The 6,409-nt window shown below is 47.5% G+C and carries 4 protein-coding genes; all 4 read right to left on the bottom strand.

The genetic code is table 11. The features are described 5' to 3' along the window. Positions 1 to 51 precede the first annotated feature (51 nt). Positions 52 to 1,359: a hypothetical protein gene (locus tag V6C93_RS24270; RefSeq protein WP_333479246.1), complete on the bottom strand. Its 1,308-nt coding sequence runs from the start codon at positions 1,357 to 1,359 to the stop codon at positions 52 to 54. Between the two features lie 38 nt (positions 1,360 to 1,397). Further along, positions 1,398 to 2,033, bottom strand: a complete 636-nt coding sequence (locus V6C93_RS24265) for a Vat family streptogramin A O-acetyltransferase (RefSeq protein WP_333479245.1) — start codon at positions 2,031 to 2,033, stop codon at positions 1,398 to 1,400. Positions 2,034 to 2,357: 324 nt separating this feature from the next. Continuing rightward, positions 2,358 to 4,490 carry a pentapeptide repeat-containing protein gene (locus V6C93_RS24260; RefSeq protein WP_333479244.1) on the bottom strand — a complete coding sequence of 711 codons (2,133 nt, stop codon included), beginning with the start codon at positions 4,488 to 4,490 and terminating at the stop codon, positions 2,358 to 2,360. 179 nt (positions 4,491 to 4,669) lie between these two features. After that, positions 4,670 to 6,409, bottom strand: a 1,740-nt coding sequence (locus V6C93_RS38955; protein ID WP_333479243.1) for a TIGR03936 family radical SAM-associated protein, incomplete at its 5' end; no start/stop codon positions are given.

The raw sequence follows: 6,409 nt of genomic DNA, 5'->3' as shown, positions 1-6,409 counted from the left end.
AGTATCAGCCATTGTTTGTCTCAAGCCAAGCGTTAGCTCCAGCAAAAACATTCAAATCTCTTCCCTGACCTGGGATGCAGGAAAATATTTATCGATGAGATGACCGATGAATAATCCTAAAACTCCAAATCCAATTCCCATTGCTATAATGCTCAACTCAACACTGCCAAAAACTACAAAAGTGGGGTTAAGTAGCGTTAAAGTCAACATCGAGCAAGCTGAAATACTAGCCATGATTAAAGATAGTCTTACCCCCATTTCGGAGAATGTATAGTGTCCGGTTTGAGCAAGCAGGTAGGCCATAAAGGGAACTAATACGGCAGATAAATAGACAGCATAAAACGATACAATCAAACCGATCAGTGAACCACTGCCCTTTAAGGCAATGGCTAGAGCTAAAAGGGCATTCACAATAGCAACAAGCAACCGATTACTATTAGATATAGGTAGAATACCGAAGTCGAGAATTGTCTTATTCTGCACGCGCAACACGCTGCTGCCAACACCCAGTGCCGGAACCAATAAAGACAAAATCAGGATAATTCCCAAAGGCTTGTCCGTTCCACCGCCAATCCATGAAAGGATAAAGGGAATTGTCTCCCTGCCATCAATGCCCATCGGCAAAATTCCCGCCTGTTGAGCCGCAATTACCACAACAGAAGGCAACAAAGCAATCCATAAGAGCACGATGGCTGCTAATACAGAGCCTAAATAGACATTTCGCACATCCTTAGTTTGGACAATAAATTGCTGACACTTCATATCGATGAGAACAAGCACAATTGTGGATAGAGAGATGCCCACGAAGTCTGGTGGACTCACCTGTCGCAGGGATGGAATAAACTCAATAGGCGATCGCAAATAATCCGGGAAACCGTGCAGCACCCACAGTGCATAAAGTAAAGCTAATAAATTTAGAGCCAGCAACGCTTGAAATATCCAGCTAGCTTCCTCCACTGGCAGTAACGAGATGAGGGTAAACAAGATAGCCAAACCCACCATACTCGGCAACACGGGTAGCCCTAAAACCTTGAGAACAAAGGCTCCAGAAATGATCTGGACGGCTTCAATCCCAATCAGCGATGACCAAATCAACCATCCCACGAGGATTTTGACAAAGTTCCCGTAGCGGTTTCCCAGCAATGTCCAGATTTGCTCAACCTCAGTCCAGTAGAACTTCGCCAGTCCCATCGCCGCGATTGTACCCACACTAATCGAGACAGCATAGAGACTGCCAGCGATACCCAAAGTTAGTGCTTTCTCAGCCGTTCCAAAGAGAAATCCTAAACCGTAATGGGCGGACACCAGCAAGGGGACTAGCGAGAAGGCGTCCAGTTTACGGTTTTGCAAGGCTTTCACACTCAATCGTTCGTGACTACTTGCCGATTATGCATCCTTCACTCGGCATCGTGTAGTGCTTGGATATCACTTTGCATAATCTTGTCAATATGGCGTGTAATTTTATCAATCTCCCAATCCCACCACCGAATCTCCAACAGTTGTGCTACCTCAGCGTCGCTAAAGCGCTGTTTGATGAGATATGCTGGGTTGCCACCCACAATCGTATACGGAGGAACATCCTTGGTTATGACGGACTTCGCGGCAATCACAGCACCATCACCGATTTTGACTCCCGGCATAATCAGCGCACCGTAGCCAATCCAGACATCATTGCCGACAATCGTATCGCCTCTGCTTGGTAGATTCATCAACTTGTCCATCGCCTTTTCCCAACCGTGTCCGAAGGCTGGGAAGGGATAAGTGGAAATGCCATCTAATTTGTGATTGGCACCATTCATGATGAACTTGGCATGAGTTGCGATCGCACAGAACTTCCCGATGATGAGGCGATCGCTCCCGTAATTGTACAGGACATTTCGCTCAAAGCCTTCCGGGTCAACGGGGTCGTCGTAATAGGAGTAATCCCCGACAACAATATTCGGTGCCTTGATAAAAGGCTTGATGAAACAGACTCGTCGTTGATCGACCATTGGATAGGGTCGATTTGGGTCTGGCCCGAATTGTTCCGTCAAATTTGTTACTCCTAATTTCGATCTATATGTTTGTTTCCTTTAATCCCCCTAACCCCCCGGAGTTCGGGAGGAACCGGAAATTAGCTCTCTCCCCTTAGCAACTACGGTGTACACACAAGTCTTCTGGTTTGTGTATGAGGCGATCTTGCCCCCTAAATCCCCCAATTCTGGGGGACTTTGAAGTTCCGGTTCCCCCCAAAATTGGGGGGCTAGGGGGGCGAAATGCAGCATTTTGAGGTTGTTCAGGAGATGTGTGTGCACGGTAGCCCCTTAGCAAGGGGAGGGTTGGGGAGGGGTGACTCAGGGATTGTGTCATCAAGTCGATCACAACCCAAAAAAAAGCGCGATCGCAGGTAATACATCTTGACAAGTTTTTACCAATTGTGCTGCACTTGGTAAGCCTTCAGCAATCACTTTCAAAAATCCCATTGCCCGTTTTGCCTGCTTTTGCGCGGTTTCCTTGTTGGGGTTTTGTCCAGCTTCTGCCAGAACTTTTATCTGTTCTAATACTTGCTGTTTGTCGTCATCAGCTAGATTTGGGTCATTAATTGCCGCTTGCAGTTGCGAGAGGAGTTCTTTGATTCCCGGTTTTTCGGGTTCGGGAGAGGGGGGTAATTGGTTGATGGTGTTGGTAACTATACCGCTAATATCCCCTAGATTTATGCTTGAACCAGTAGCATTAATGTCACCAATTCTGATATTACGGCTTTGGTCAGTGCTTTCGTTCATAGATTTACTATCTGCTACTGCTTTAACATCAACATTAATCGGTCTACTTGCCAGCAAACTGACAATTTCTTTCATCTCAGAGCTTTTTTGTCGGTAGATTTCAATCTCGTTGTCTTTCGCATTTAGTTTAGCTTTATACGTTTCTTCAACAGCTTTGAGAGCGAGTTCATAGCTTTGCATGAAATCACTATGAATTTTTTCTTTATCGGCGTCTTCCGAAACATTCAACCGGGCAACAACAACGCCATCTCCTTTATTTTCTATGCTTTGCAGCGATAGTTCTGTGCCTTCATTTTGAGCCTGGACAGCATTGAATGAGAGAACAAACGCTTTCCAATCGATGCCGTTGCGGAAGATTAAATCAACGGTTGTCAAGACTTCTTGGAACAGCTTGGTAAATTCTCCTGGGGCAAATTCGCCACTGTTGGGACGGCGTTCTTGCTGGTTGTTGAGGAGATAAACATAGTCACAGATAGCACCGTCGAGTTGAGTGGTGCTGTCAATATTCCACGCTTCTAAACAGGCTCCAGTTAGGTGTGCTTGGTTAAAATTGGTGTTCAAAGCTTGAGTTTTCGTTAGGTTGGCTCGCTCTAGCCAAGCACCTTGCAGATTAGCACCACTGATATCGGCTTCGGTTAAGTCAGCATCGTTGAGGTCAGAACCTACTAGGTTTGCACTTTTGAGATTGCATCCTATATAAAATTGTTTAGCGCCTCGATGGGTGACAACTAAATCCCGAACTTTGGTGTCAATAAAAATTGTGTTGCCAACTCTAGCTAGGTCAAGTTTTTGGGTCTGGTGCAAGTTGGTGCGGGTCAGGGTGGCGTTTCTGAAATCTGTATGTTTGAGCGTGGCAGAGGTGAAGTCAGCGTCGGTTAGGTCAGCATGGCGAAAGCTAGTGCCTCCGATAGCGGCAAGAGCAATGACATTTCCCAAAGTCCAGGCATCTCTCTCATCTCCAGTCACAGCACGCCAGCCAACGTAAGCACCGAGCAGCGTAACGATGGTTGCCATTGTAGCTGCGCCATGTCCTGCACCGACAAAAGCCACGACGCGAGAAACCGCCAAAGCAATAATACCTGTGAGTACAGATGCAAACATGGAACTAACAGCGATTGTACCCGTAACTGCGATCGCGCACGTAGCTGCGCCTGCGGCTGCGAAACCACCTCCACCTGCGCTCATGATTGCGCCTGTGCCTGTAAAAGTGATAGCAACGGTGTTTGTGAGGGCGATGGCAATTGCGAAAGTGCCTGCAACGGCAAAAGTTACTGCAAGGGCAAAAATTCCTTTCACAAGACCTTGGCTGGTGGTGACTACTAGGAAAATAACAAGCATGACCAGGGCAGTCACACCAAAGAAAACATTTTCACTGCTGTTGATGTCAAATAGCATTCCTGCGAAATAAGTAGCCAATCCCGAAAAAATCCCTGAGAGTCCCGCTAGTAGCCATGAACCAATAACCAAACCCATTACCCAACGGCGTTGTAATCCAGCGTTAGCCCTCTTGAAGTTAGCACCCGTCAGCTTGGCATTGGTAAAGTTTGCCCCTCGGATATCGGCTTCACTGAAGTTTGCCCCGGAGAGGTCTTTTCCTTTGAAGGATTGACCTTTGAGATTTTCTCCACTGAAATCTCGTCTCCCGTCGGCGTATTGTTTTAGAACCTCAGTTGCCCTCATGGGTTGTTTGCCAGCGTTTGGGTTTGGGTGTTGGTAGGGGCAAGGCATGCCTTGCCCCTACGGTGTTGTTATGGAAGTAATTACAAGGCGTATGGGAGTAATTACAATGCGATCGCACCCCAATCCGTAAGATACTCTCTTGGCAAATTTTCTGTTTTGTCTACCACGGAGTAGGGGCAAGATATGCCTTGCCCCTACGGTGTTGTTATGAGAATCATTATTTCCAACTATTTGGAAATATTCAGCATCATCCTCAATCGATGAGCGTGCAACAACTGAAACTCTAACCCCGTAACCTGCTCAAGCATATAAACTAAATGCTCTGGTCGCAACAGCGTCCCATCATTGCGGCAACTCCCCACATAACGCAACACTCCCGTCGAAGCTCCCTCTTCCTCTCTGAGTTCTCCGTGCCTCTGTAGTTCCATCACCTCCAACTCAAACAAGCGATCGCGCAAATTCACCTCTTGCTTTCGACCCGATTTTGTGGTATGTTTCCACAGAATTTCCTCACGATTCTTCACCAGCTCAACCCAATCCTGCCACGGTGGAGCAGCTCCCTCATCAACCACTGCAACAGTCAGCAAATACTCCGCCCGTTCCAGCACTTGAGTCGCATTTGGAGACTTTAAATCCACCTCCTCAACCCGATACACGGGAATATCTGAGGGCAGTTGAGATGCCAGCCGCTGCTTAAACTCCTCAACATCCATCGGTTGAGTCAGCTCAAACTCCACAATCTCGCCCTCGCTCGTCACTCCCAAGGACAAAGCATTGGCAATCATAATTCGAGGCATCGGGTGATAGCCACCCGTATAAGCGATGGGTAGGGAGGCACGTCTCACGGCGCGATCGTACAAACGCACTAAATCCAGATGACTCAACAAAGCCATATCACCCAGCTTGCCATACCAAACCCGCATCCGCTGGACTTTTTCGGAATTCGGCTTGAAATGACCCGCAAATTCTGGGATAGGTAGAGGTTTTATCACCACATTGTGACCAAAGTCAACACCGCAGACGCCACAGTGAGAACAGCTGTCAAAGGAACAATCCGGTACAATTGCCGCTTCTAATGCCCGTTGTAAGTCTGCAACCAGCCAATTTTTATCAATTCCCGTATCTATATGATCCCAAGGAAGTGGCGCATGAAGGTTAGCAGGTTGCAGGTTGGAAGGTTGCAGGTTAGAAGATTGCAGGTTAGAAGATTGCAGGTTGGAAGGTTCCAGGTTGGAAGGCTCCAGGTTACAACTTTCAACCTTCAACTTGTCAACTTTCAACTCTTCTGACTCCTGAAAAACATTCCATTCGCCGTTTTCCACTTGGCGATATTTCCAGGTAAGGTTAGATTCTGCGATCGCTTGTTCCCAAGCCCCAAACGCTCGATCTAAATTATCAAACCAGGAATCCATTCCTGCACCGAGTTCCCAAGCCCGACGCAGTACGGCAGACAACCGCCTATCACCCCGTCCAACAAAGTCTTCCATTGCCGAAATTCGGACATCGGTGAAATTTACCTTCACACCCTTAATCCAGCGAAATTCCTGACGCAGCAACGCCTGCTTGCGCCCAAACTCCGCTGTTGAAACCGAATGCCACTGAAATGGAGTATGAGGCTTCGGCGTGAAGTTAGAAATGGTGATATTAAAATTGAGAGGTCTTCTTCGTTGTGCCTGACATTTCTGCTGCAACCAGCGCACCGTCTCAGCAATACCGACGACATCGACATCCGTCTCCCCCGGTAAGCCAATCATGAAGTAGAGCTTAATCTTATTCCAACCCTGCTCAAATGCCGTCTTCACACCTCGGAGCAGTTCTTCATTGGTTAAGCCCTTATTCACAATATCCCGCATTCGCTGCGTTCCGGCTTCCGGGGCAAAGGTTAAGCCTCCCTGCCGCGTACCCCCCAGGATATTGGCAATATTCTCATCAAATCGATCTACTCGTTGACTGGGTAGGGAAAGGGA

Source organism: Allocoleopsis sp. (assembly GCF_036703385.1).
Taxonomy (GTDB): Bacteria; Cyanobacteriota; Cyanobacteriia; order Cyanobacteriales; family Coleofasciculaceae; genus Allocoleopsis.
This window is presented reverse-complemented; position numbering and strand designations above follow the sequence as displayed.

Bases quoted from the DNA above. Each gene is read 5' to 3' on its own strand.
- V6C93_RS24260 (WP_333479244.1), bottom strand. From the start codon at position 4,490: ATGCCTTGCCCCTACCAACACCCAAACCCAAACGCTGGCAAACAACCC.